General features: G+C 69.0%; 23 protein-coding genes and 1 tRNA gene. 19 read left to right on the top strand and 5 right to left on the bottom strand.

What is annotated here, in order from left to right; genetic code table 11:
* Positions 1 to 248 precede the first annotated feature (248 nt).
* Genes eno through ABD289_RS01740 form a run of 3 tightly spaced genes read left to right on the top strand, consistent with a single transcriptional unit; the run spans position 249 to position 2575 of the window.
* The gene (eno, locus tag ABD289_RS01730) at positions 249 to 1535 is read left to right on the top strand and encodes a phosphopyruvate hydratase (RefSeq protein WP_344125692.1); all 1287 of its coding nucleotides are present in this window, start codon (positions 249 to 251) and stop codon (positions 1533 to 1535) included.
* 3 nt (positions 1536 to 1538) lie between these two features.
* Entirely contained in the window at positions 1539 to 2069 is a 531-nt protein-coding gene (locus ABD289_RS01735; protein ID WP_344125694.1) for an FtsB family cell division protein, read from the top strand.
* Entirely contained in the window at positions 2066 to 2575 is a 510-nt protein-coding gene (locus tag ABD289_RS01740) for a DUF501 domain-containing protein (RefSeq protein ID WP_425564518.1), read from the top strand. Before ABD289_RS01735 ends, ABD289_RS01740 begins: the two co-directional genes overlap by 4 nt.
* A 120-nt stretch (positions 2576 to 2695) precedes the next feature.
* Here ABD289_RS01740 and ABD289_RS01745 read toward each other — a convergent pair whose 3' ends face one another.
* Complete coding sequence (locus tag ABD289_RS01745) at positions 2696 to 4309, bottom strand: acyl-CoA dehydrogenase family protein (protein ID WP_344125696.1); 1614 nt, start codon at positions 4307 to 4309, stop codon at positions 2696 to 2698.
* A gap of 223 nt (positions 4310 to 4532) precedes the next feature.
* On the opposite strand from ABD289_RS01745, the gene ABD289_RS01750 reads away from it, so the two are divergent.
* The 7 genes from ABD289_RS01750 to ABD289_RS01780 all read left to right on the top strand — a co-directional run bounded on the left by ABD289_RS01750 (position 4533) and on the right by ABD289_RS01780 (position 13059).
* Entirely contained in the window at positions 4533 to 6146 is a 1614-nt protein-coding gene (locus tag ABD289_RS01750; RefSeq protein ID WP_344125699.1) for a lytic transglycosylase domain-containing protein, read from the top strand.
* 133 nt (positions 6147 to 6279) lie between these two features.
* On the top strand, positions 6280 to 7233 hold the full coding sequence (locus tag ABD289_RS01755) for a Ppx/GppA phosphatase family protein (RefSeq protein WP_344125701.1): 954 nt from the start codon (positions 6280 to 6282) through the stop codon (positions 7231 to 7233).
* Between the two features lie 230 nt (positions 7234 to 7463).
* Complete coding sequence (locus ABD289_RS01760) at positions 7464 to 9080, top strand: peptide ABC transporter substrate-binding protein (protein ID WP_344125703.1); 1617 nt, start codon at positions 7464 to 7466, stop codon at positions 9078 to 9080.
* 68 nt (positions 9081 to 9148) lie between these two features.
* Positions 9149 to 10075, top strand: coding sequence for an ABC transporter permease (locus ABD289_RS01765; protein ID WP_344125706.1), 927 nt, complete (start codon positions 9149 to 9151; stop codon positions 10073 to 10075).
* On the top strand, positions 10068 to 11048 hold the full coding sequence (locus ABD289_RS01770) for an ABC transporter permease (RefSeq protein ID WP_344125708.1): 981 nt from the start codon (positions 10068 to 10070) through the stop codon (positions 11046 to 11048). Before ABD289_RS01765 ends, ABD289_RS01770 begins: the two co-directional genes overlap by 8 nt.
* A gap of 9 nt (positions 11049 to 11057) precedes the next feature.
* Entirely contained in the window at positions 11058 to 12068 is a 1011-nt protein-coding gene (locus tag ABD289_RS01775; RefSeq protein ID WP_344125711.1) for an ABC transporter ATP-binding protein, read from the top strand.
* Positions 12061 to 13059 (top strand): ABC transporter ATP-binding protein, encoded by a 999-nt coding sequence (locus tag ABD289_RS01780; protein ID WP_344125713.1) that lies wholly within the window; start codon positions 12061 to 12063, stop codon positions 13057 to 13059. The genes ABD289_RS01775 and ABD289_RS01780 overlap by 8 nt, the downstream gene beginning before the upstream one ends.
* A 230-nt stretch (positions 13060 to 13289) precedes the next feature.
* Here the strand turns inward: ABD289_RS01780 and ABD289_RS01785 are convergent, their stop codons facing one another.
* Positions 13290 to 14753 (bottom strand): S10 family peptidase, encoded by a 1464-nt coding sequence (locus ABD289_RS01785; RefSeq protein WP_344125715.1) that lies wholly within the window; start codon positions 14751 to 14753, stop codon positions 13290 to 13292.
* 81 nt (positions 14754 to 14834) lie between these two features.
* On the opposite strand from ABD289_RS01785, the gene ABD289_RS01790 reads away from it, so the two are divergent.
* Positions 14835 to 15557 (top strand): uracil-DNA glycosylase, encoded by a 723-nt coding sequence (locus ABD289_RS01790; protein ID WP_344126175.1) that lies wholly within the window; start codon positions 14835 to 14837, stop codon positions 15555 to 15557.
* A 142-nt stretch (positions 15558 to 15699) separates the two neighbouring features.
* Here the strand turns inward: ABD289_RS01790 and ABD289_RS01795 are convergent, their stop codons facing one another.
* The 3 genes from ABD289_RS01795 to ABD289_RS01805 all read right to left on the bottom strand — a co-directional run bounded on the left by ABD289_RS01795 (position 15700) and on the right by ABD289_RS01805 (position 16914).
* Positions 15700 to 15981, bottom strand: a complete 282-nt coding sequence (locus ABD289_RS01795) for a hypothetical protein (RefSeq protein ID WP_344125717.1) — start codon at positions 15979 to 15981, stop codon at positions 15700 to 15702.
* A complete protein-coding gene (locus ABD289_RS01800; RefSeq protein ID WP_344125719.1) occupies positions 15969 to 16217 on the bottom strand; it encodes a hypothetical protein in 249 nt (82 codons plus the stop codon). Before ABD289_RS01800 ends, ABD289_RS01795 begins: the two co-directional genes overlap by 13 nt.
* A gap of 61 nt (positions 16218 to 16278) precedes the next feature.
* Positions 16279 to 16914, bottom strand: coding sequence for an HAD-IA family hydrolase (locus ABD289_RS01805; protein WP_344125721.1), 636 nt, complete (start codon positions 16912 to 16914; stop codon positions 16279 to 16281).
* 140 nt (positions 16915 to 17054) lie between these two features.
* Between ABD289_RS01805 and ABD289_RS01810 the strand changes: the two genes are divergently transcribed.
* The 8 genes from ABD289_RS01810 (at position 17055) to ABD289_RS01845 (ending at position 24291) form a co-directional block, all read left to right on the top strand.
* Positions 17055 to 17258 carry a ribbon-helix-helix protein, CopG family gene (locus tag ABD289_RS01810; protein ID WP_344125724.1) on the top strand — a complete coding sequence of 68 codons (204 nt, stop codon included), beginning with the start codon at positions 17055 to 17057 and terminating at the stop codon, positions 17256 to 17258.
* Positions 17255 to 17632, top strand: a complete 378-nt coding sequence (locus ABD289_RS01815; protein ID WP_344125726.1) for a type II toxin-antitoxin system death-on-curing family toxin — start codon at positions 17255 to 17257, stop codon at positions 17630 to 17632. Before ABD289_RS01810 ends, ABD289_RS01815 begins: the two co-directional genes overlap by 4 nt.
* A 357-nt stretch (positions 17633 to 17989) precedes the next feature.
* Positions 17990 to 19312: an NAD(P)/FAD-dependent oxidoreductase gene (locus tag ABD289_RS01820; protein WP_344125728.1), complete on the top strand. Its 1323-nt coding sequence runs from the start codon at positions 17990 to 17992 to the stop codon at positions 19310 to 19312.
* A 1088-nt stretch (positions 19313 to 20400) separates the two neighbouring features.
* On the top strand, positions 20401 to 20754 hold the full coding sequence (locus ABD289_RS01825) for an MvdC/MvdD family ATP grasp protein (RefSeq protein ID WP_344125730.1): 354 nt from the start codon (positions 20401 to 20403) through the stop codon (positions 20752 to 20754).
* Between the two features lie 101 nt (positions 20755 to 20855).
* Positions 20856 to 20932, top strand: a tRNA-Leu gene (locus tag ABD289_RS01830).
* Positions 20933 to 21294: 362 nt separating this feature from the next.
* Positions 21295 to 21954, top strand: a complete 660-nt coding sequence (locus ABD289_RS01835) for a hypothetical protein (RefSeq protein ID WP_344125732.1) — start codon at positions 21295 to 21297, stop codon at positions 21952 to 21954.
* A gap of 283 nt (positions 21955 to 22237) precedes the next feature.
* A complete protein-coding gene (gene yidC, locus ABD289_RS01840; protein WP_344125734.1) occupies positions 22238 to 23323 on the top strand; it encodes a membrane protein insertase YidC in 1086 nt (361 codons plus the stop codon).
* Positions 23324 to 23508: 185 nt separating this feature from the next.
* Positions 23509 to 24291 (top strand): Bax inhibitor-1/YccA family protein, encoded by a 783-nt coding sequence (locus ABD289_RS01845; protein ID WP_344125736.1) that lies wholly within the window; start codon positions 23509 to 23511, stop codon positions 24289 to 24291.
* Positions 24292 to 24306: the final 15 nt, after the last annotated feature.

Below are 24306 nucleotides of genomic sequence, written 5' to 3' on the forward strand. Positions count from 1 at the left end.
GATCCCGCGCCGAAGCCGCCGGACGCGCCCGAGCCCGGCCCGACAAGGGCGTATTGCCAGGTCGTGGGCGCGATGTCCCGGATCGGTAAAGCGGCGCAGATCACCGGCATCGCGAGTCTGCGGCGAGCCCGGGACCGCCCCGGTTAGGCTCGTGGTCGGTTGTCGGGATCGGCGGTCGATCCGCGGCGTGCGGGAACGTCGCGAAGACCGTCCGAGTCCCATGGAGCACAGGCTGGTTAGGAGCACACGTGGCGATCATCGAGCAGGTTGGTGCCCGCGAGATCCTCGATTCGCGCGGTAACCCCACCGTCGAGGTCGAAGTGGCATTGGAGGACGGCACGCTGGCTCGCGCTGCGGTCCCCTCGGGCGCCTCGACCGGCGAGCACGAGGCCGTCGAATTGCGCGACGGCGACGCCTCCCGCTACGGCGGCAAGGGCGTGGAGAAGGCCGTGTCGGCCGTGCTCGACGAGATCGGGCCCGAGCTGACCGGTCTGGACGCGACCGAGCAGCGCGTCGTGGACCAGAAGCTGGTCGACCTGGACGGCACGCCGGGCAAGTCCCGCCTGGGGGCGAACGCGCTGCTGGGCGTCTCGCTGGCGGTGGCCAAGGCCGCCTCGGAAGCCTCCGAACTGGAGCTGTTCCGCTACGTCGGCGGTCCGAACGCGCACGTGCTGCCGGTGCCGATGATGAACATCCTCAACGGCGGTGCGCACGCCGACACCGGTGTGGACATCCAGGAGTTCATGATCGCGCCGATCGGCGCGGACACCTTCGCCGACGCGCTGCGCTGGGGCGCGGAGACCTACCAGGCGCTGAAGTCGGTGCTCAAGAGCAAGGGCCTGGCCACCGGTCTGGGTGACGAGGGCGGCTTCGCCCCGTCGCTGGCGAGCAACCGGGAGGCCCTGGACCTGATCACCACCGCGATCGAGAAGGCCGGCTACAAGCCGGGCCGGGACATCGCGCTCGCACTGGACGTGGCCGCCACCGAGTTCGTCGAGAACGGCGTCTACACCTTCGAGGGCACCAAGCGCACCGCCGACCAGATGGCGGAGTACTACCGCGAGCTGGTGGAGGCCTACCCGCTGGTGTCGATCGAGGACCCGCTGGGCGAGGACGACTGGGACGGCTGGGTCAAGCTGAGCCAGGAGATCGGCGGCAAGGTGCAGCTGGTCGGCGACGACCTGTTCGTCACCAACCCGGAGCGCCTCGAGGACGGCATCCACAAGGGCGCGGCCAACGCCCTGCTGGTCAAGGTCAACCAGATCGGCACCCTGTCCGAGACCCTGGACGCGGTGCACCTGGCGACCTCCAGCGGCTACAAGTCGATGATGAGCCACCGCTCCGGCGAGACCGAGGACACCACGATCGCCGACCTGGCGGTGGCCACCGGCTGCGGCCAGATCAAGGCCGGTGCTCCCGCTCGCAGCGAGCGCGTGGCGAAGTACAACCAGCTGCTGCGCATCGAGGAGGGCCTCGGCGACGCGGCCCGCTACGCAGGCGAGCTGGCCTTCCCGCGGTTCAACCCGGAGAGCTGAGCCATGCCGGCCGGGCGCGCATCGCAACCGCGTGGGCGCGGCGAGCGGGACACCCCGCCGTCGCGCCGGTCGGTGCGCGCCCGCCGGGATGCGCCGGGCAAGACGGGCCCCGCGAAGAAGGCGCCGCCGCGGCGGGGCCCCAACCCGCGGTCGAGCACCGGTGGCGCGTTCAAGCTGTCCTCCACGCGGCGCGCGGCGGTGCTGGCGCTGCTGGTCTGCGTGATGGCGCTGAGCGTCGCGGTGCCGCTGCGCACCTACCTCAGCCAGAGCGATGAACTGGCCGCGCAGCGACACCAGGAGAAGGTCCTGGAGGCGCAGGTGCGCGAGCTGGAGCAGCGCAGGGAACAGCTCTCCGACCCGAAGCAGATCGAGGCCGAAGCCAGGGCGCGGCTCGGCTACGTCAAGCCGGGCGAGACGCCCTACATCGTGCAGGTGCCGGAGACCCCGGCGCCGCCGTCCCCGAAGGAACCGGACGCCGACGGCGTCCCGTGGTACGAGAAGTTGTGGAAATCAGTGGTGGGGAAGGAATCGTGACGGTGGACTCGGCGCTGGTCAGCGAGGCCGATCGGGAGTGCGTCCGGCGGCAGCTGGGGCGCCCGCCCCGCGGTCTGCACGCGATCGCGGCCCGCGACGACGCGGGGGATCCCACGGTCGTGCAGACCTGGCCCCGCCTCGAGGACGGCACCCCGTTCCCGACGCTCTACTACCTCACGGCTCCGGAGCTCACCTCGCACGCCTCGACTCTCGAGGCCGACGGCCTGATGAAGGAGATGGCCGACCGCCTGGCCACCGATGAGGACCTGGCCGCCCGCTACCTCCGGGCCCACGAGTCCTACCTGGCCGAGCGAGACGCCCTCGAACCCCTGGGCACCAAGGTCACCGCGGGCGGCATGCCGGACCGCGTCAAGTGCCTGCACGTGCACATCGCCCACTCCCTCGCCAAGGGGCCGGGCCTCAACCCCTTCGGCGACGAGGCGATCGCCGAGATCGCCCAGCGCTGGCCCAACCACCGCTACTTGCTGGGCGACGCCTTCGCCTGAAAGCGCTGGGATCCGCGACTCGAGCAGCGAAGCCGCGCGGCGGTGGTGACAGTTTTGCCTAAAACTGTGAGAGCGTCCGGCGCCCGAAATGTCCGGGCAGTTTTAGGCAAACTGTCAGGGTCAGAGCGTGGGGGCGTTGCGGTCGAGGAGCGTTCTCGCCCCGCTGATGGGGGTTGAGCCGAAGGTGCGGCCCGGGGTGCCGAGGCGGGTGGCGATGAAGGCCTCCGCCACCTGGGTTGGGGCGTGCCGCAGGAGCAGGGATGCCTGCAGGGTCAGGACCAGGAGTTCCGCCAGGCCGCGGGCGCGCTCCTGGGCGGGGGAGTCCAGCTCGGTGCGCAACCTCGCCAGCGCGGCGTCGTAGGTCGGGTCGCCGCCCGCGGCGGAGTCGAGCTCGGCGAGGACCGCCTCCCGCGTGCTCGGTTGCTTCTGCAGCGCGCGCAGCAGGTCGAGCGCGGTGACGTTGCCGGAGCCCTCCCAGATCGACATCAGCGGCGCCTCCCGGTAGAGCCTGGGCATGCCGGATTCCTCGACGTAGCCGTTGCCGCCGAGGCATTCCAGCGCTTCGGCGACCACCACCGGCGCCCGCTTGCAGACGTAGAACTTCGTCGCGGGCAGCGCCAGCCGGAGCAGGTCGTCCTCCTGCTGCTCGACCGCCGCGGCGAGCCGCATGGCCAGCGTGGTCGCGGCCTCCGATTCCAGCGCGAGGTCGGCCAGCACCTGCTGCATCAGGGGCAGGTCGGCCAGCCGGGAACCGAACGCGGAGCGGTGCTGCACGTGGTGGGCGGCCTCGGACAACGCGCCGCGCATGTTGGCCGCCGCGCCGAGCACGCAGTCCAGCCGCGTCATCGACACCATCTCGATGATGCAGCGGACGCCACGTCCCTCCTCGCCGACGAGATGCCCGATCGCGCCGGTGTACTCGATCTCCGAGGAGGCGTTGGACTTGTTGCCGAGCTTGTCCTTGAGCCGCTGCAGGCGGATCCCGTTGCGGCTGCCGTCCGGGAGCACCCGGGGAACCAGGAAGCAGCTCACCCCGTTCGCGGTCTGCGCCAGCGTCAGGAACACGTCGTTCATCGGCGCCGAGGTGAACCACTTGTGCCCGACGAGCCGGTAGGTGCCGTCGGAGAGCCGTTCCGCGGTGGTGGTGTTGGCCCGCACGTCCGAGCCGCCCTGCTTCTCGGTCATCGACATGCCGGCCAGCAACGCGCCCTTGTCCTGCGGCGCGCGCAGCCCGAACTCGTAGCCGGTGGCGGCCAGCTTCGGCTCGAACTCGGCGGCCAGCTCGGGCGACCAGCGCAGCGCGGGTACCGCCGCGTAGGTCATCGACAGCGGGCATCCGTGCCCGGCCTCGACCTGCGACCACAGGTAGAACCCGGCGGCCCGGCGCAGGTGCGCTCCCGGGCCCTGCCTCCAGGGCGCGGCGTGCAGACCGTGCGAGGTCGCCCGGGACATCAGCCAGTGCCAGGACGGGTGGAACTCGACCTCGTCGGCGCGGTTGCCGTAGCGATCGTGGGTGCGCAGCTCGGGCGGGTTCTCTTCGGCGAGCCTGCCGTGCTCGCGGGCCTCGGCCGAGCCGGCCTCCAGCGCGAGCGGGGTGAGGTCGCCGACGGCGTAGCGGGTCAGCGCGGAACCCAGCGCTGGATCGCAGGCCAGCGGGTCGAAGCCGGACAGCGGCGGCGGCTGGTTGGACACCTGGTGCGTGCTGAAAGCCTGCGGCTCGTCGATGAGCGTCATGGTTCGGAGCGTAGGCAACCGAGCGGCTCGCGTAGAGGGATGCGCGCGAATTCGGGCGTACTGGAATCGCTGTCCCGGCTCCGTCCCCTCGGAGGTGTGAGGGGCCGTGTTGGTCATCCGGCGCCACCCGGACGGGTGCGGTATCCAGAGTGCCGGCTCTAGTCGTCCGCGCAGTTCGAGCGAGCACAGAGGTTGGCGAGTGAGCACCCGCAGGAAACGCGACATGCGAAGGCGAGCCGCAGCGCCGTGGCGGTCGCGCTGCCGGACCGCGGTCACCGCGATGGCGCCGGTCCTCGTGCTGCCCGCCGTGCTGCTCGGTGGCTCCTCGGTGCCGCCGCCGGCGGCTCAGCCGGGCGGTCCGGCGCCCCGCGAGCTCGGGGTCAGCGGGACCCTTCCCGAGTCCCCGCGGCTGAGCCCGCGGATCTTGGCGGAGGTCGGTGATCCGCAGCGGCCGACCGCTCCACCCGCCGAGGAGCTGCCCAGCGGTGATCTGGACATCCCGGAACCGGTGCTGGCCGCCTACGTCGGCGCGGCCCGTCGGGTCGCCGAGCGCGACCCCGGCTGCGGCCTCGACTGGTCGGTGCTGGCCTCGATCGGCCGGATCGAGTCCGGCCACGCCCGCGACGGGGCGATCGACGCGGACGGCAACACCACGCGCGCGATCCTCGGCCCGCGGCTGTCCGGTGGTGCGGAGTTCGCCGCGATCGGGGACACCGACGGCGCCCGGTTCGACGGTGACCCGGTGTGGGACCGGGCGGTCGGCCCGATGCAGTTCATCCCCTCGACCTGGCGCGAGTACGCCGCCGACGGCAACGACGACGGCGCGCGGAATCCGCACAACGTCCACGACGCGGCGGTAGCGGCGGGGGACTACCTCTGCGACCGCCGCGGCGACCTGAGCGATCGGGCGGAGCTGGCGCGAGCGGTGTTCGCCTACAACCGATCCGAGAGCTACGTGCGCACGGTGCTGCTGTGGGCCGACGCCTATTCCCGCGGCGTGACCCCGACCCCTGCGGAACAGGTTTCCCCGGTCGGCGACGTGCTGGGCGGTGCCCGGCTGCCGGAGGTGGCGCCGATGCCGGAGCCGCCGCCGCTGCGGATTCCGGACCCGCAGGCGTTGGGCGTGCCCGCGTCACCGCCGCGGGACCTGGGCACGGCGCCGGAGGCGTCGCCGATGCCGAGGCCCGGTCCCGCGCCGCTGCCCGCCGCGCCGCCCGACCGGCCGCCTGCTGCATCGCCTGGCGCGCCACCCGCTGCGCCACCCGATGGGCAGGTGTTCGAGCAGGGCGTCGCGCCGGTGCCGGAGCCGCAGGGGCCGAGTCCGAGCGTGCCGGCGGCTCCGCCGGAGCAGAACGCTCCGGCACCGGCGGCGCCGGCACTGCCCGAGCCGCCCGCTGAGCCGACGCGGCATCAGCAGACAGCCCCCGAGCTGACGTCCCCCGAGCCGGGCCCGCCGGAGCCGTCCCCGTCCGAGTCGGCTCCTGCCGGATCGACGCCGCCCGGATCGACGCCGCCCCAATCGACTCCGGACCAGCCGGCCCCGCACCAACCGATGCCGTCCCAACCGGATTCGGACGCCCCGGAGTCCCCGGAGCCGATGTCTTCGACGCCTTCGATCCCGGAGCCCGCCCGGCCGATGCGGCCCGCGAACCCGTTCACCCCGCCGGAGGAGTGCGTGCCCGCGGTGCTGAGGTCCGGCGAGTTCGTCCGGGAGGAGCCCGCTCAGCGCACCGACGTGCGACCGGGCACCACCGATCCCGCCGCGGCGCGGCCGGGGACGCCGGTGTTCACCGACGACGGCGCCTGCACCGTGCCGGACGAGTGGCCCGAGCGGTGATCGGGCCGGACGCGGTACCGCTCGCCCGCCCGGTTTCGCGTGCGCCTGCGGAACGGCCTCGGCGTTGCCCGCTAGCGTTGAACCACGGGTGCCGGGACCGGCGCCCGGTTCGCTCGAGATGGGAGGGGCGCGCATGTCCAGGGTTGCGGCGATCGACTGCGGGACGAACTCGATTCGTCTGCTGGTCGCGGATGTGACGGTGCACGAGGACGGTCGGAAGGACCTGCGCGACGTGCATCGCGAGATGCGCATCGTGCGGCTGGGCCAGGGCGTCGACGCCACCGGGCGGCTCGCGCCGGAGGCACTGGAGCGCACCCGTGCTGCGCTGGTCGACTACGCGATGATCGCCGCGCGGCGCGGGGTGGAGCGCGTGCGGATGGTGGCCACCTCGGCCACTCGCGACGCGGCCAACCGCGAGGACTTCTTCGGCATGGTTCGCGACACCCTCGGGGTGGACGCCGAGGTCATCACCGGTGACGAGGAGGCGCGGCTGTCCTTCACCGGCGCGGTCGGCGACCTCGCCCCGGAGGACGGGCCGTTCGCGGTCACCGACGTCGGTGGCGGTTCGACCGAGGTCGTGGTCGGCACCTGGGACGGCGCGAAGGCGGACATCACCGCCGCCCACTCGGCCGACATCGGTTGCGTGCGGCTCACCGAGCGCTGCCTGCACGACGACCCGCCAACCGCCGAGCAGGTCGCCGAGTCGGAGAAGGTCGCGCGGCAGGTTCTGGACGAGGCCTTCGCCCGGGTCGACAGCTCCGGAGTGCGGACCTGGGTCGGGGTCGCGGGAACGGTCACCACTTTGGCCGCGATCGACCAGGATTTGCCGGAGTACGATCCGCAAGCCATTCACCTTTCCCAGATTTCCCAGAATTGCGTTGAACAGATCGCCGACAGGTTGCTCTCGATGAGTCATGACGAACGCTCCGCGATCGGTTCGTTGCACCCCGGGCGTGTTGATGTCATCGCGGGCGGCGCGCAGGTTGTCAAGGTTCTGGCAGATGAATTCGCCGAACGGGCCGGAGTTACCACGATGACGGCAAGCGAGCACGACATCCTCGACGGTATTGCCTTGTCTATCAGCTAGTTCCCACGGAATGGGACGATCGTTCCGTTTGCAAAGAACGATCCCGCTGAATCGAAACAGAAAGTGACGCTTTTGTGACAGTGCATTGCCCGTGCCCGGTTCTCACTTATGTTTACGCACGTCTGACAGGACGGTGAATGGACCACCGTCGTGCGTTATGCCTCCCGACTGGCATTCCCAGTTGGAGGCATGCGTGTGAAAACGGGAGGGCAAAAATGCGGAAACGACGCTTGGCCGCTTGGATCGCGGCCCCGCTCGCGGTGGGCGTGTTCGCCACCGCGTGCGGCGGCGGTGGTGGCGGCGCGTCCGAGGACGGCTTCATCACGGTCAACTCCACCGAGCCGGAGAACCCGCTCGTGCCTGCCAACACCACCGAGACCGGTGGCGGCAAGGTCGTCGATGCGATGTTCACGGGCTTGATCTCCTACGACGAGAAGACCAGCGAGCCGTACAACGAGGTCGCCGAGTCGATCGAGACGACCGACAACCAGCACTACACGATCAAGCTCAAGGACGGCTGGACCTTCCACGACGGAACCCCGGTCACCTCCCAGAGCTTCGTGCGTGCCTGGAACTATGCGGCCTACGCGCCGAACGGCCAGTCGACCGCGTCCTTCTTCGAGCACATCCAGGGCTATGACGAGGTCAACCCCGCCGACCCGGACGGCGACAAGGGTCCGCAGCCGGCACCGGAGCCCACGGCCGAGACCATGTCCGGTCTGAAGGCGCCCGATGACAAGACCATCGAGGTCACCCTCGACGCGCCGTTCGCCACGTTCCCGACGATGCTCGGCTACACCGCCTTCTCGCCGATGCCCGACAAGTTCTTCGACGACAAGGCGGGCTTCGAGGAGAAGCCGATCGGCAACGGCCCGTTCAAGTTCGACGAGCGGCAGCCCAACCAGCTGATCAAGGTCTCGCGCTACGAGGAGTACGCGGGCAAGAACAAGCCGCAGATCAAGGGCGTCGAGTTCCGCGTCTACAACGAGCTCGAAACCGCCTACCAGGACCTGGTTTCGGGCAACCTCGACTTCATCGACCAGATGCCGCCCTCGGCGCTGGTCGACGAGAAGTGGAAGACCGACCTCAACGACCGCGGTGAGGTCAAGCCGATCCTGAGCAACAACGCGCTGCAGCTGCCGCTGTACCTCCCGGAGTACCAGGACCCGAAGCTGCGGCACGCCATCTCGCTGGCGATCAACCGCGAGGAGATCACCAACAGCATCTTCTCGGGCACCTACCAGCCGGCCACCGGTTGGGTGCCGTCCGATGCCGTCCCCGGTTACGAGCCCGGCGCCTGCGGCGAGTGGTGCGAGTACGACAAGGACCGCGCCAAGAAGCTCTTCGACGAGACCGGTTTCGAGGGCCCGATCACGATCACCTCGAACGCCGACGGCGGGCACAAGGAGTGGATCTCGGCGATCTGCGGTCAGATCAAGAACAACCTCGGCGCCGATTGCGTCTACAAGCCGGTTCCGACCTTCTCGGAATTCCTGAAGATGCACGACGAGCAGTCGCACGACGGGCCGTTCCGCTTCGGCTGGCTCGGTGACTACCCGGCTGCCGAGACCTTCCTCGGCAAGATCTACCGCACCGGTGCCTCGTCGAACTACATGGGCTACCGCAGCGAGGAATTCGACGCCGCCATGAACAAGGCCGACCGGGCCCCGTCCGTGGAGGAGGGCAACAAGCTCTACTTCGAGGCGGAGAAGATCCTGGCCAAGGACATGCCGTCCATCCCGCTGTGGGACCAGAAGGCCGCCGTCGGCTGGTCCGACCGGCTGGAGGGCGCCACGGTGACCTGGGACCGTCAGCTCAACGTGGAGACCGTCAAGCTCAAGTCCTGACGTCGTGAGTCCGGGTCCGGCTCGAAGATCCGAGCCGGACCCGGCTTGCGTCCTGGAGGAGGTACAACGTGGGACGCTACGTGCTGCGGCGACTGCTGCAGCTGATCCCGGTCTTCATCGGGACCACGTTCATCATCTACGCCCTCATCTGGGCGTTGCCCGGTGATCCCTTCGCCGGGCGCTGCGGCGAGCGGCCTTGCCCGCCCGCCTACATCGCCGAGATGACCGAGCAGTACAACCTGGACGACCCGGTGATCGTCCAGTACTTCAAGTACCTGTGGCAGCTGCTGCAGGGCAACTTCGGGGAGACCTACTCCGGTCAGATGGTCAGCGACCTGATGGCCAGCGCCTACCCCGTCACCATCCGGCTGGCGGTCGTCGCGCTGATCATCGAAGCCGTCATCGGCATCGGCGCGGGCATCCTCACCGGTCTGCGCAACAAGGGCTTCGCCGACAACCTCGTGCTGATGTCCACGTTGTTCCTGATCTCGCTGCCGGTGTTCGTCACCGGTTTCGTGCTGCAGGTCTGGCTGGGCACCGAGTGGGGCATCATCCGGCCCAGCGTCAGCTCGCAGGCCACCTGGGGCGAGCTGATCGTGCCTGGCTTCGTGCTGGGCAGCCTGTCGATGGCCTACGTCGCCCGGCTGACCAGGACCAGCCTGATGGAGAACAAGCGGGCCGACTACGTGCGCACGGCCGTGGCCAAGGGCCTGGAGCCGCGGCGCGTGGTCGGGGTGCACCTGCTGCGCAACTCGATGATCCCGGTGATCACCTTCCTGGGCACCGACCTCGGTGCGCTGATGGGTGGTGCCATCGTCACCGAAGGCATCTTCAACATCCGCGGTATCGGTGGTCTCGTCTACGACGCCATCATCACCAAGGAGGGCACCACGGTCACCGGCATCGTGACCCTGCTGGTTCTTGTGTATCTACTGATGAACCTGCTCGTGGACGTTCTCTACGCGGTTCTCGACCCGAGGATCCGATATGACTGACCAAAGCTCTGCCAGCCTGGCACCCGGTGCTGGTTCGCAGCAGGAGGAGCGGGAGACGCCACCGCCCACCGGCGGCGGGTCTGCCGATCAGGCCAAGGCCGAAAAGCCCCGCGGGCTCTGGGGCGACGCCTGGCACGACCTGCGCAGGCGGCCGATGTTCTGGATCTCGACCGCGATCATCCTGCTGCTCGTCGTGATGGCGATCTTCCCGCAGCTGTTCACCTCGGTGGATCCCACGCACAAGGACCTGACCCGGATGCGGGATTCGCCGTCGGCGGCGGGGTGGTTCGGCTTCGACACGCAGGGCCGGGACATCTATGCCCGCACGATCTACGGCGCCCGCGCCTCGATCGTCGTCGGCGTGCTCGCGACGCTCGCCACGGTGCTGCTGGGCTCGGTGGTCGGTCTGATCGCCGGTTACTTCGGCGGCTGGCTGGACAACCTGCTGTCCCGCTTCGGCGAGATCTTCCTGGGCCTGCCCTTCGTGCTCGGTGCGATCGTCATCCTGACGACGCTGAACCCGGCGACCGGCTTGCCCAACGCGACCAGGATCATGGCGCTGGTGATCATGTCGATCTCGCTGCTGTCCTGGCCGATCTGCATGCGCATCATGCGCTCCGCCGCGATCACCGCCAAGCAGCAGGACTACGTCAAGGCCGCCCGCGCCCTGGGCGCCAGCCCGATGCGCATCATCGTCCGGCACATGCTGCCGAACTGCCTGGCGCCGGTGATGGTCTACGCGACCATCGCGCTCGGCGGGTTCATCGGTGCCGAGGCGACGCTGTCGTTCCTGGGCATCGGTCTTCGCGAACCCATCGTGTCGTGGGGCGTCATGATCGCCGACTCGCGCGACTACATCACCATCGCGCCGCACCTGCTGCTGTTCCCGGCAGGATTCCTCGTGATGACGGTGCTGGCGTTCGTGATGCTCGGCGATGCGGTCCGCGACGCGCTCGACCCGAAGCAGAAGTAGGAGAACGTCTTGTCCACACCTGACGACAAGGCCTCGGCACAACGTCTGCTCGAGGTCGAGGACCTGCACGTGGAGTTCCGCACCCGGGACGGCGTGGCGAAGGTCCTCAACGGCGTGAGCTACCACGTCGACGCCGGCGAGACGCTGGCCGTGCTGGGCGAATCCGGTTCCGGCAAGTCCGTCACGGCGCAAACCGTGATGGGCATCCTGGACATGCCCCCGGGCGTGATCACCGGTGGCTCGATCCGGTTCCGCGGCGAGGACGTCCTCAAGGCCACCGAGGCCCGGCGCCGCGAACTGCGCGGCGAGTCGATGGCCATGATCTTCCAGGACGCACTCTCGGCGCTCAACCCCGTCTACACCGTGGGGTTCCAGATCGCCGAGCAGCTGCGGTTGCGCCGCGGCATGTCCCGCAAGGACGCCATGGCCGGGGCCGTCGAGCTGCTGGACCAGGTCAAGATCCCGAACGCCAAGCAGCGGATCAACGAGTACCCGCACCAGTTCTCCGGCGGTATGCGGCAGCGCGCGATGATCGCGATGTCGCTGGCGCTGGACCCGGCGCTGCTGATCGCCGACGAGCCCACCACAGCGCTGGACGTCACCGTGCAGGCCCAGATCATGGACCTGCTCGACGACCTGCGCCGGGAACGCGGCATGGGCCTGATCCTGATCACCCACGACCTGGGCGTGGTCGCCGAGGTCGCCGATCGGATCGTGGTGATGTACGCGGGCCGGATCGTGGAATCGGCCGATGCGGGATCGCTGTACGAACGACCCGGCCACCCCTACACCGAGGGCTTGATGCGGTCGATCCCGCGGCTCGACCTCAAGGGGCAGGAGCTGGACACGATCAAGGGCTTGCCGCCGAATCTGATGGCCGTGCCACCGGGCTGCCCGTTCCACCCGCGCTGCCCGCGGGCCGAGGACAAGTGCAGCCGGGAGGTCCCGGAGTACCGGGATCTGGGGCAGGGGCGGGTCAGCGCCTGCCACTTCGCGGAGGAGTTGATGAGCCATGGCTGAGCCGATCCTCCAGGTGCAGGACCTGGTCAAGCACTTCCCGGTGCGCGCCGGGCTGCCGCGGCGCACCGTCGGGCACGTGCGCGCGGTCGACGGTGTGTCCTTCGAGCTCGGCAAGGGGGAGACCCTCGGCGTCGTGGGCGAATCCGGTTGCGGCAAGTCGACTCTGGCGCAGGTGCTGATGCGGTTGGAGGACCCGACCAGCGGCAGCGCGCAGTTCGAGGGCCGGGAAATCTTCAAGATGCGCGGTGCCGAGCTGCGCAAGCTGCGCCGGGACATGCAGATCGTGCTGCAGGACCCCTACACCTCGCTGAACCCGCGGCGCACCGTCGGCGACATCGTCGGCGAGCCCTTCGAGATCCACCCCGAGGTGGCCCCGAAGGGCGAGCGGCAGCGCAAGGTGCAGGAGCTGCTGGACGTGGTCGGGCTCAACCCCGAGCACATCAACCGCTACCCGCACCAGTTCTCGGGCGGTCAGCGGCAGCGCATCGGCATCGCCCGCGCGCTGGCGCTGAAGCCCAAGGTGATCGTCTGCGACGAGCCGGTCTCCGCGCTGGACGTGTCGATCCAGGCCCAGGTGATGAACCTGCTGGGCGACCTGCAGCAGGAGTTCGAGCTGTCCTACGTCTTCATCGCGCACGACCTGGGCGTGGTGCGCCACCTGTCCGACCGGGTGGGGGTGATGTACCTCGGCAAGATGGTCGAGATCGGCACGGACGAGCAGATCTACGAGCACCCGCAGCACCCGTACACCCAGGCGCTGCTGTCGGCGGTTCCGGTCCCGGACCCGAAGCTGCGCGGCAAGCGCGAGGTCATCCGGCTCACCGGCGACGTCCCGAGCCCGGCGAACCCGCCGTCGGGCTGCCGCTTCCGCACTCGCTGCTGGAAGGCCCAGGACATCTGCGCCGAGCAGGAGCCTCCGCTGGAGGTGCGCCTGAACGATCACCCCTCGGCCTGCCACTTCGCCGAGGAACGCCCCCACGTCATCACCTGAACCCCAGTGGTCACCCGGGCACCGTGACAGTTTTGCCTAAAACTGCGCGGGCATCGCGAGCGCGGGAGGGTGACAGTTTTAGGCAAAACTGTCAGCCTCCCGCGCCGGGTCAGGTCGCCGTGACGAAGGCCGCGAGGTCGGCCGCCTGCTGCAGGCGGGAGGGTTCGTGGACGTACATCATGTGCCCNAGCTCACAGTTTTAGGCAAAACTGTCAGCCTCCCGCGCCGGGTCAGGTCGCCGTGACGAAGGCCGCGAGGTCGGCCGCCTGCTGCAGGCGGGAGGGTTCGTGGACGTACATCATGTGCCCGGCCTCGTAGTAGCGGACGTCGATGTTGTCCCGAAGCTCCTCGGGGATCGGTAGCCGGGCCAGGACGTGCTCGGCGGCGAAGTACGGCGTCGCGCCGTCGGTGTAGCCGCAGCCGACGTGGACCCGCAGGTGCGGATTGGCCTGCACGGCCGCGCCCAGCTTGTCCACAACGGACACCGACGAGCCCTCGAACTCCTTGTAGGACCACGGATGCACGCGTCCGGTGAGGGTCTCGTAGGGCAGATCGCTGTGGTAGTCGAGCTCTTCGCGCAGGTAGTGGTTGATCGCCGCCGAGTAGGCACCGCGGATGCCGGAGATGCTCGGGTCGTCGGTGAGCCGCTCCACGGCCGCGTCCGGTTCCCAGCCGGTGAAGCGCCCGTCCATCCGGCCGACGGTCTTGCGCTCGTCGCGCAGCAGCTCGGTGAAGAACCGCAGGTGCTCGATGCGCAGGTTGACCCGGTCCACGTAGTCCTCGGACAGCCCGGTCAGCTCGGCCAGCCGCCGGACGATGTCGGCCCGCTCTTCGACGCTCAGCCGCGCGCCCCGGGCGAGCGCCCACGGGTAGTCCTCGGCGGCGAACTTCTCGGCCTCGTCCAGCACCTCGCGCAGCGGCCGGTCGCCGTGCTTGCCGTGGTGGTGCGCGATGGCCGCGTAGGTCGGCAGGTACAGCGCGTACGGCAGATCGTTGCCCTCGGTGAACCGGATGGTGCCCATGTCCAGCACGGACGAGATCAGCATCAGGCCGTTCGGGTAGAGCCCGTGCCGCGACTGGAGGTGCTCGGCGAGCGCGGCGGCCCGCAGCGTCCCGTAGGACTCGCCCGCCAGGTACTTCGGCGCCATCCACCGGCCGTTGCGGGTGACCCACAGCCGGATGACCTCGGCGATGGACTCGATGTCGCCCTGGAACCCGTGGAACTCGTCGGGCTTGCCGCCCTCGACCGCCCGCGAGTAGCCGGTGGACACCGGGTCGATGAACACCAGATCGCTGTGCTTGAGCAGGGTTTCGGCGTTGTCGGTCAGCCCGTACGGCGGCGGTGCGAGATCGCCCGCGTCGCCGGAGACCACCCGTCGCGGCCCCAGCACGCCGAGGTGCAGCCACACGCTCGCCGAACCGGGACCGCCGTTGAACGCGAAGGTCACCGGCCGGTTGCTGCCCGGCGGGGCGTCGACGACGTAGGAGGTCAGGAACACCTCGGCCTTCGGCTTGTGCCCGTCGAACTTGCCTTCGGCGTAGACCTCGTCGCGCAGCACCGTCCGCCCCGTGGTGGCGGTGTAGGACAGCTCGGTGCCGTCCGCGGTGATCGCGTGATGCGTGCTGACCAGATCGTCGACCGGCTCGGCCGGGGTGGTCTGGGTGCCCTGGTCGGTTTCCTCGCTGGCTGCCATGTCGCCAGATTACGTGCTCGCGGAGAGCGTTTCTGTCAGTTTTGCGGTGTGGACACCCGCTCCGAACTGATCCCCGACCCGATCACCGACCCGGCCGCGGCCGCCCCGGAAGCGTCCGATGTGGACCCGCTGGTGACTCGCTGCGTCGCCTGCCCGCGCCTGGTCGACTGGCGCGAGGAGGTCGCCCGCACCAAGCGGGCGGCGTTCCGCGACCAGGACTACTGGGGTCGTCCGGTGCCCGGCTTCGGGCCGATGGACGCCCGGATCCTGGTGGTCGGTCTCGCCCCGGCCGCGCACGGCGCCAACCGAACCGGCCGCATGTTCACCGGCGACCGCTCCGGCGATGTCCTCTACCGGGCGCTGCACGACGTGGGCCTGGCCAACCAGCCGGAGGCCACCTCGATCGAGGACGGCCTGACCCTGCACAACACCCGGATCACGTCCCCGGTGCACTGCGCCCCGCCCGCCAACAAGCCCACTCCGGCCGAACGCGACACCTGCCGCCCGTGGCTGACCAGGGAGCTCGAGCTGCTCCGCCCGACGCTGCGCGCGGTCGTGGTGCTGGGCGCCTTCGGCTGGCAGGCGGTGCTGCCGGCGCTGGCGGGTGCCTGGCGCGTGCCGCGTCCACGCCCGAAGTTCGGCCACCTCGCCCACGCCGAGCTCCCGGCGACCGACGGCGGCCCCGATCTCCATCTGCTCGGCTGCTACCACGTCAGCCAGCAGAACACCTTCACCGGACGGTTGACGCCGGCCATGCTCCGCGAGGTCTTCGAGCGCGCGAAGGGCCTGTCGGGGGCGGGATGAGCCAGTCATGCGGCCCTACCGAGCATGCGAGAGCCTGTCGCCGGCCCCGCTGCGCGGCGCTCCTCGTCGCAGTGAGGGCAGCAACGCGGAGGCGGGGATCCGCCTGCACACCGATGCCTTCAGGTGCGAGCGGGTGTGGCGGTCACCGGATGCCAGCGACGAGGACGTCCGCGCTCCAGTCCGCGATTCGGTCGGTGAGCGGCGCTGCGGTGTCGAGAATGTGCCGGGAGAACGCATCGCGTTCGTGGGCGAGGAGTGCTGCTACCCAGACGCAGGGGGCGAGACCAGCGTGGCCGGGACGAAGCTGGTCGGGGCGTCCGGCGGGGCCGGTGAACACGGCCAGGTCGGACATGTACCCCTCGATCCAGGTGTGGACCAGCACGTAGTCACCGTCCCCGCCCGCATGGATGATCAGCAGGCCCAAGCCGAGTGATCCGCGAATGCTGCCGGTTTGCAGATGCGCGGCTGCACTCGAAGGGCTGCCTGAACGTCCTCGTCCGCCACCGTGGGGCCGGGCGCCTCCAGCGCGCAGACCTTGACCAGGTGCTCGCTGACCTCCTGGGTTCCCAGGGCACGTGCGGCCCGCTTGTGGTGCTCCTCGCCAAGGGTGGTCAAGGCCGTGACGTCCAATGCCTCCGGCAGGGTGTCCTGGTTGTTCATGCCGTCATGATGCGTTACCCGCCACGCCGACGACTCGAATTTCCGCGAACCGCGCACGTGGTCAGCGCACCAGCAGACCGTCGGGTGTGGACCGCGCGGTGCAGCGGGTGAGGTCGGGGATGACCGCATCGGCTTCGGTGAGGTCCGCGGCCTCGTGCGAGGTGGCGACGGCGAGGGTGGCGGCTCCCGCCGCGCGGCCTGCCCGGATGCCGGCCGGGGCGTCTTCGATCACCAGGCAGCGCGCGATGTCGTGACCCAGCGCGGCAGCGGCCGCGCGGTAGCCCTCCGGGTCGGGTTTGCCCGCGCTGACGTCCTCGGCCGCGATCAGCACTCGCGGCGCGGGCAGGCCCGCCGTCGCGAGCCGGGCGCGCATCAGCGCGGAAGAACCGGAGGTCACCGCCGCCCACCGGTCCTCGGGGAGCTCCGGAAGCAGTTCCCGCGTGCCCGGCAGCGCGATCACGTCGAGATCGGCCAGTTCCAGCTGCTCCAGCTCCGCGGCCGCCGCGGGGATCTGTTCCGCCGGCAGGAACAGCGCGAGGGTGTCCTCCGAGCGGCGCCCGTGGCACACGCGCAGGAACTCCTCGGCATCCCTGCCGTGCCTGGCGGCCCAGGTTCGCCAGGTGCGCTCCACGACGGGGGTGGAGTCGACCAGCGTGCCGTCGATGTCGAACAGGATCGCCTCGACCTGGAATCGCATGGTCGACACGCTAGATCAGCGACCGGCCTCGACGCGCGAGATTCGGCTTCTCGACAACGTCGGCCGGGCTCCACCTGTCCAGCAGCGGTGAGCGGTGGTGGCGTTCGCAGTAGTGGTGTCGCGAGTGATACCATCACGTCATGCCGATGACGTTGCGCTTGTCCGATGCGGAGGTCGACGCCCTCCGTCGACGCGCCGAGCGCGAGAACCGTTCCATGCAGGACGTTGCTCGTCAGGCCGTGCGCGAATACGTCGAGAGCCACAGCCGGGCTGAGCTGATCGACCAGGTCCTCGATGAGGAGCTGCCGCGTTATGCGGAGGCTCTGGAGCGACTTGGGCAATGATCTATCTGACCTTGGACGAACTGCTCCACGTGGCTAGGCGCACGTTGGGTGACGAGGTCGAGGTTCGTGACCACGGGTTGCTCGAGTCTGCGTTGGCGAGGCCTCGAACCTCGGCGTTCGGCGCTGAGGTCTACGCGAGTCTGGAGGAGAAGGCTGCAGCGCTCTTGCATTCGCTTGCTCGCAATCATGGCCTTGTCGACGGCAACAAGCGTTTGGCGTTGGCTGCGACTTTCACGTTCCTCGGCGTCAACGGGAAGCGTCTGACCTTCTCCAACGGCGAGGCATACGTCGTTGTCATGGCGGTGGCGGCCGGTGAACTCGACGATGTTGCAAGCATCGCGAAACGTCTGCAGGACTCCACTGAACCGCGCTGATCCGAACCGACTTCCGCAGGGTGCGCGCGTTCTCGGCTGATCCCCGGCGTGTGGTGAGCGCTCGGCGGCGCCGTCGGCGCGCGTCGTTGCCGGTGGTCGCGGCGAGGTCGGTCGAGATGCGGATCCGGGCGTGGCACGGGCTCATGATCATTGGGTAAGCTGATCCGAACCAGCCCATCTGACACCAACGGCGATGTCGTGCGGCGTCGCCGGACACGCGTACCCGATACGGGTGCGTACGCAGCGCGTACGGCCGAGCACGACGCGTTGATCGTGATCGACGCCACTGGCGACTGGCATCACAATTAGGGGGGTCGGCGCAGCGCGCGCACGGTACGTGGTGCGACCATCAGAGGCATGGCTGGTAAATCCGATCCCACGCGGATTCTCATCCTCGGCGGCGGTTACGTCGGCATGTACACGGCACTTCAGCTGCAGAAGAAGCTGGGGCGCCGGGAAGCCTCCGTGACGGTCGTCGATCCTCAGCCGCACATGACCTACCAGCCCTTCCTGCCGGAAGCGGCCGCGGGTTCGGTCGAACCCCGCCACGTGGTAGCGCCACTGCGACGAGTGTTGAAGCGGTGCCATGTGATCACCGCGTCTGTCACCGAGATCAAGCACGACGAGAAGCTGGTCACGGTCGAAAACCCGCAGACCGGTTCCCAGGAGCTGGGCTACGACGTGCTCGTCGTGGCGCTGGGCTCCGTTTCCCGGTTGCTGCCGATCCCCGGCCTGGCCGAGGAGGGCATCGGGCTCAAGACCGTCGGCGAAGCCACCTACCTGCGCAACCACGTGCTGGCCAAGATGGACGCCGCGGCCAACACCGACGACGAGGAGCTGCGCAAGCGGCTGCTGAACTTCACGTTCGTCGGCGGCGGGTTCGCCGGTGTCGAGGCCCTGGCCGAGCTGGAGGACATGGCTCGCTACGCGAGCAAGGAGTACGAGAACCTCTCTCCGGACGACATGTCCTGGTCGCTCATCGAAGCCGCCGGCCGGGTTATGCCCGAGGTCAGCGAGAACATGGGCGTCTACGTGGTCAAGGCGCTCGAGGAGCGCGGTATCAAGGTGTACCTGAACACCTTCCTCAAGTCGGTCGAGGGCGGGCACGCCGTGCTCTCCGACGGCACCGAGTTCGACACCGACACCCTGGTGTGGAACGCCGGTGTGAAGGCGCACCCCGTGCTCAAGAACAGCGACCTGCCGCTGGACGAGCGCGGCCGGGTCAAGGCCAGCGCCCACCTGCAGGTCGAGGGCCTGCCGGGCGTGTGGGCCGCGGGCGACTGCTCCGCGGTGCCGGACCTGTCCAAGGCCGAGGAGGACCCGAACGCCACCTGCGCCCCGTCCGCGCAGCACGCCGTTCGGCAGGCCGACCAGCTGGCGAAGAACGTGCTGGCCACGCTGCGCGACAAGCCCACCAAGGAGTACCGGCACGCCTACGCCGGCTCGGTGGCCGGCATGGGGCTGTACAAGGGCGTCGCCGACGTCTACGGCTTCAAGGCCAAGGGCTTCGTCGCCTGGTTCATGCACCGCAGCTACCACGTGAGCAAGATGCCCACGTTCAACCGGAAGCTGCGCATCATCATCGACTGGACGCTCGCCTTCCTGTTCAAGCGCGAGGCCGTTTCGATGGGGCAGATCCAGAATCCGCGCGCTGCTTTCGAGAAGGCCGCGGAGAGCTGACCAGGCACACCCCTACGGACTCGAAGGCCGCGTGTCGTGATGACGCGCGGCCTTCGAGTTGTCCGCGACTCTGGTCCGGGCGGTGGACATCCAGGTCGGTTATAGTCGACAATCCGTAGTCGAAAAGGGAAGTCATGTACGAAGTCTTCACCTGAATGAATGCGTCGCAGGGGAAGGGGTGGATCCCTTGACGCTCAAGGAACTGGCCGCGCTGCTGCCTAGCGGACAAGCACAGGACGGTCTCATCGCGGACTTCGAGACTGATCGCCGGAAAGCCGCCGAGGTCTTCCGGAAGAAGGATGACTGATCATGAGCGCGGCCGAGAGTCGGCCGGCTGATCCGGGGGAATCGGCGCGGTCGCAGGCGCTGCGCCCGACGCCGGTGCTGCTGAAGGGTCCGGACCGCTTCGTCCGCGCGCCCGACACGCCGCTGGACTTCCAGGAACGCATGTACCTGGCCGGGATGGTCGCGGAGCAGCCCGGGACGCCGGTGCCGTGCGTGCTGGTGCTCTCCGGCGCAGCGGACGGGCAGATGAACTCGCTGTCGGTGGCGCTGGCCGAGCACGACATCCGCATGGTGCGCATCGACGCGGACCGCTGCGTGGACCTGCCGCTCACCATTTACACGGACACACCCCTGATCGAATTCCAGCGCTGGCTCTTGCGTCCGGTCCTGATCTGGCAGCGACACTTCGACATGACGGCAGTACCGGTGGAGCCGGGCACCGTGCACGGTGCCTACGTCCGCGAGCAGTGGCACGCGGTCGCCAACTGGCTGACCAGGCGAGGGGACTGGGAACGGGTGAACGCGGCGCGAAGCGGAGATCAGCTCGACCGGCTCACGCAGCTGCACGACGCGGCCGCGGCCGGTCTGCGCGTGCCGCGCACCGCGGTGACCACCATGCCCGGCCGCGGCCGTCCCGGTGGCTCGGACTGCATCGTCAAGACCGCCGGTCACCACCTGCTCGAACCCGAGCCCGGCGAGCTGCGCGGCCTGTTCCCGCAGCCCCTCGACATCCGCCGCATCGGCGGGACGCGTGCGAGCGCGCGCCGGTCCTCGTGCAGCAGTACCTGGAAAGCGACGGTGAGTTGCGGGTTTTCGTTGTCGGTGAGCGCGTCATCGCGTTCCGGGTGCACGAGCTCGATCCCGGGCAGCTGCGGGTCGACCCGGATGCGGTCGTCGTCGAGCGCGTCGAGTTGCCGGATGGCCTGGGCGACAAGCTCTTCGGGCTGTGCAGCCAGTGGGGCCTCGACGTCGCGGGCTTCGACCTCATGCGAGTGGCGGACGAGTGGGTCTTCCGCGAGGTCGACGTCAACTGCGACTGGCAGTGGTTCGAGCAGAGGGCGGAGAGCTCCGAGGTCTCCGACGCGGTGCACGACTGGATCCGATATCGGTTCGGTGAACTCGTCGCGTCGGCGGCGGGCGACTGGAACGGTTGGTGACGCAACTACCGCGAGGGTGTAAACGTTCATTCCGAGAGGGAACCTGATGCGGCTCGGCCGCATCGAAGTTCTGCGGAACGGCTCCGAGCCGTTCCGCGCGAGCCCCCGTAGCCCAACTGGCAGAGGCAGACGACTTAAAATCGTCAGAGTGTCGGTTCGAACCCGACCGGGGGTACCAACCGTTCGCGACGTCGGACGAAGCCGACTCCTGTGATCATCTTTACTGGTCAAGGGCTTTGTGGTGCTCATCATGGGCGGGTTGTCCGAGTAGGGGTTTCGCCGGGAGGGCAGAACCCGCAACAATGCGCGGCCATGGCCCAAGAGCGAGACCCGCGAGCCGGTCGGCCCGGACCCCAGCAAGGCGGACCCCAGCACGGTGCCCCCCCTCAAGGGGGAGCGCCGCAGGGACCGCCCCCTGCACGGCCGCCGCAGGCCCCGCCACCTCCGCCGGGACACGTCCCGCCCGGCCAGCCGAACCAGGGACCGCCGCCGCAGCAGCCGCCCGGGCCTCCGATGGGTGGGCAGCCCCCGGCTGCGCCGATGCCGCCCCAGCCCCCGCAGCCCGGGTACGCGCCGCAGCAGCCGCCGGGCCAGCCACCGATGCCACCGCAGCAACCCGGCGGCTACCCGCAGCAGGGGCAACCGCCGATGCCGCCCGGGCAGCCCGGCTACCAGCCGCCGTCGAACAACCCGTACCCGGCGACCCGGATGGACGCTCACCCGGTCGCCGACGATCCGTACGCCGCTCCGCACCCGGATGACCGCTACGGGTATCCGGACGACCGCTACGGCGACCCGTACCGGGACGGCTACGACTACGACGATCGCCGCGATCGCTACGACGACCGCCATCGCGAGCCGGAGCGGGACCGCCGTCGCGACCGCGACGACGACCGCCCGCGCTCCCGGGATCGGGAGTTCCACGGCCCCAGCGCCGATGCGATCGGCCGCACCATCCAGGTCGTGACCGGCCTGATCGCGTTCGTGTTCGTGCTGCACATCATCTTCTCGGTGACCGGGGCGAACCCGGACAACTCCTTCGTTTCGTTCACCTACAGCACCGCGAAGATCTTCGTGTTCGGACTCGGCGACGTGTTCACCCCCGGCGACGCCACCATCGGCCTGGTGCTCAACTACGGCCTCGCGGCGGCGATCTACCTGTACGGCGGTCGCATCATCGGTAAGGCCCTCAAGCGCTGACTCTGCGTGCACCGGATCCGGAAATGACCGCGTCCGGTATCGCTTAAATCACCTGGTGGTGTGAGCAGGGGAAATACGGTACGAGGCGAGTCTCGGGCATACCGGACGCAGGGGGTGGCGGCCGTGCCACGTGCGGGCATGGCACCCTTGAATCGGCCGTACCTGCGGTTTGCGCAGGTGTGGCCGCGTACGTGCGCCCCCGGTCGTTCCGGCGGGCGAGCAAAGCGCGCGTGGCCGTGTGCGGCCGATTGGCCAGGCGTAGCCCAGGACCGGGAGTAGCCGAGTGGAAAGTTTCTTCTCATTCATCCTCTACCCGGTGTCGGCGATCTTGTGGTTTTGGCACAAGGTCTTCGGCGCCGTGCTGGGGCCGGACAACGGCTTCGCCTGGGCGCTGTCGGTGTTCTTCCTGGTCTTCTCGCTGCGCGTGGTGCTGATCAAGCCGGCGATCAGCCAGATCCGGGCCGGTCGCAAGATGGCCAAGTTCGCGCCGCACATGCAGAAGCTGCGCGAGAAGTACAAGAACGACCGCCAGCGCATGGCGCAGGAGATGCAGAAGCTGCAGTCCGAGCACGGGGTCAACCCGCTCGGCGGCTGCCTGCCCGCGCTGCTGCAGATCCCGGTGTTCCTGAGCCTGTTCCACGTGCTGCGGAACTTCACGCCCGGCGCGCAGAGCAACTTCATCTTCGACAAGCACGGCGTCGACTCGTTCATCCAGGCGGACATCTTCGGCGCGAAGCTGTCCAACTGGATCACTCAACCGGCCACCGAGCTGGCGGCGTACGGCACCGACCGGACGTCGATGATGATCGTGGCCATCCCGCTGATGCTGATCGCCTCGGTGGCCACCTTCTTCACCATGCGGTTGTCGGTGAAGAAGCAGACGGACGCCTCGATGGCCAATCCGCAGTCGGCGATGATGGCCAAGTTCATGATGTACGTCGCGCCGGTCGGCGCGATCGTCTCCGGCTGGTTCCTGCCGATCGCGGTCCTGCTCTACTGGCTGGCGAACAACGCCTGGACCCTCGGCCAGCAGCACGTGCTGACCAAGAAGATCGACCGCGAGCAGGAGCGGGAGAAGGAGAAGGAGATCGAGGCCAAGAAGGCCGCGCCGCGTCCGAAGCCGGGGCAGAAGCCCGTGCGCGACGGCAAGGCCGACTCCTCCGACGGCGAGGCGTCCTCCGGTGGCGAGGGCGAGACGGCCACCGCGACCGCCACGGAGAAGTCCGACGGCAAGCCCGATCCGGGGCAGCGCCCGAAGAATTCCGGCCAGCGCTCGAACGGCGGGAAATCGGGCGGTCAGAAGAACCAGCCCAAGAACCGCCCCGGAAAGCAGGCGTCCTCGGCGAAGAAGGGCAAGAAACGCCGCTAGCGAGAACTCGAACGACGCCTCCGACCTGCGTGTCGGGGGCGTCGTTTCGTTATCGAGGTGTGTCATTGATGGCCCGCTGACCGCGGTCGGCACGCCGGTAAAGTCACATTTAACCGGACCGGGAACCGATCGGGCTGACCATGCGTTGGCCCTGGTGACGGCGCAAGTACGCCCAGGAGGATGAGTTGCGCACAACGAGCAACCCCGCGTTCCGTAACCTGCCGAATTCAGCCGGCGGGTACGCGAACTTCGACTACGGCCAGGGCTCCCAGCCCGGCCAGACGCAGGCCGCACCGCCCCAGGCGACGCGGCCGATGACCATCGACGACGTGGTCACCAAGACCGGTATCACCCTCGGCCTGGCTGTGATCACGGCAGCGCTGACCTACACCGTCGGTGGTGCCGCCGTCGCGCTCGCGATGCCCGCGGCGATCGTCGGTCTGGTGCTCGCTCTGGTGATCACCTTCAAGAAGAAGGTCAGCCCGGCGCTGGTGATCGCCTACTCCGCGGTCGAGGGCGTGTTCCTCGGCGGCATCAGCTGGATGTTCGCCTCGATGTTCAACCCGGGCCTGATCATGCAGGCGATCGTGGGCACGCTCGGCGTGTTCGCGGCCATGCTCGTGGTCTACAAGACCGGCGCGATCCGGGTGACCCCGAAGCTGACCAAGTGGATCATCGGTGCCGTTGCCGGCGTCGCGGTGATGATGCTGGTCAACCTGGTCGCCTCGTTCTTCGTCGAGGGCGGCGTCGGCCTGCGCGAGCCCAGCCCGCTGGGGATCGGCTTCAGCCTGCTGTGCATCGGCATCGCGGCGTTCAGCTTCCTGCTGGACTTCGACGCCGCCGACAAGGCCATCCGCGCGGGCGTGGACGCCAAGTTCGCCTGGTACGTGGCCTTCGGCCTGATGGTGACCCTGGTCTGGCTGTACCTGGAGATCCTGCGTCTCCTGTCGTACTTTCAGAACGACTAGGGTTCTGCTGATCGA

Source organism: Saccharopolyspora halophila (genome assembly GCF_039531955.1).
Taxonomy (GTDB): Bacteria; Actinomycetota; Actinomycetes; order Mycobacteriales; family Pseudonocardiaceae; genus Saccharopolyspora; species Saccharopolyspora halophila.

Coding starts and splice junctions, on each gene's coding strand:
- ABD289_RS01780 (WP_344125713.1), top strand. CDS start 12,061: ATGGCTGAGCCGATCCTCCAGGTGCAGGACCTGGTCAAGCACTTCCCG.
- ABD289_RS01800 (WP_344125719.1), bottom strand. CDS start 16,217: ATGAACAACCAGGACACCCTGCCGGAGGCATTGGACGTCACGGCCTTG.
- ABD289_RS01735 (WP_344125694.1), top strand. CDS start 1,539: ATGCCGGCCGGGCGCGCATCGCAACCGCGTGGGCGCGGCGAGCGGGAC.
- ABD289_RS01750 (WP_344125699.1), top strand. CDS start 4,533: ATGCGAAGGCGAGCCGCAGCGCCGTGGCGGTCGCGCTGCCGGACCGCG.
- ABD289_RS01755 (WP_344125701.1), top strand. CDS start 6,280: ATGTCCAGGGTTGCGGCGATCGACTGCGGGACGAACTCGATTCGTCTG.
- ABD289_RS01820 (WP_344125728.1), top strand. CDS start 17,990: ATGGCTGGTAAATCCGATCCCACGCGGATTCTCATCCTCGGCGGCGGT.
- ABD289_RS01745 (WP_344125696.1), bottom strand. CDS start 4,309: ATGACGCTCATCGACGAGCCGCAGGCTTTCAGCACGCACCAGGTGTCC.
- ABD289_RS01805 (WP_344125721.1), bottom strand. CDS start 16,914: ATGCGATTCCAGGTCGAGGCGATCCTGTTCGACATCGACGGCACGCTG.
- ABD289_RS01835 (WP_344125732.1), top strand. CDS start 21,295: ATGCCGCCCCAGCCCCCGCAGCCCGGGTACGCGCCGCAGCAGCCGCCG.
- ABD289_RS01785 (WP_344125715.1), bottom strand. CDS start 14,753: ATGGCAGCCAGCGAGGAAACCGACCAGGGCACCCAGACCACCCCGGCC.
- ABD289_RS01815 (WP_344125726.1), top strand. CDS start 17,255: ATGATCTATCTGACCTTGGACGAACTGCTCCACGTGGCTAGGCGCACG.
- ABD289_RS01810 (WP_344125724.1), top strand. CDS start 17,055: ATGCCGATGACGTTGCGCTTGTCCGATGCGGAGGTCGACGCCCTCCGT.
- ABD289_RS01770 (WP_344125708.1), top strand. CDS start 10,068: ATGACTGACCAAAGCTCTGCCAGCCTGGCACCCGGTGCTGGTTCGCAG.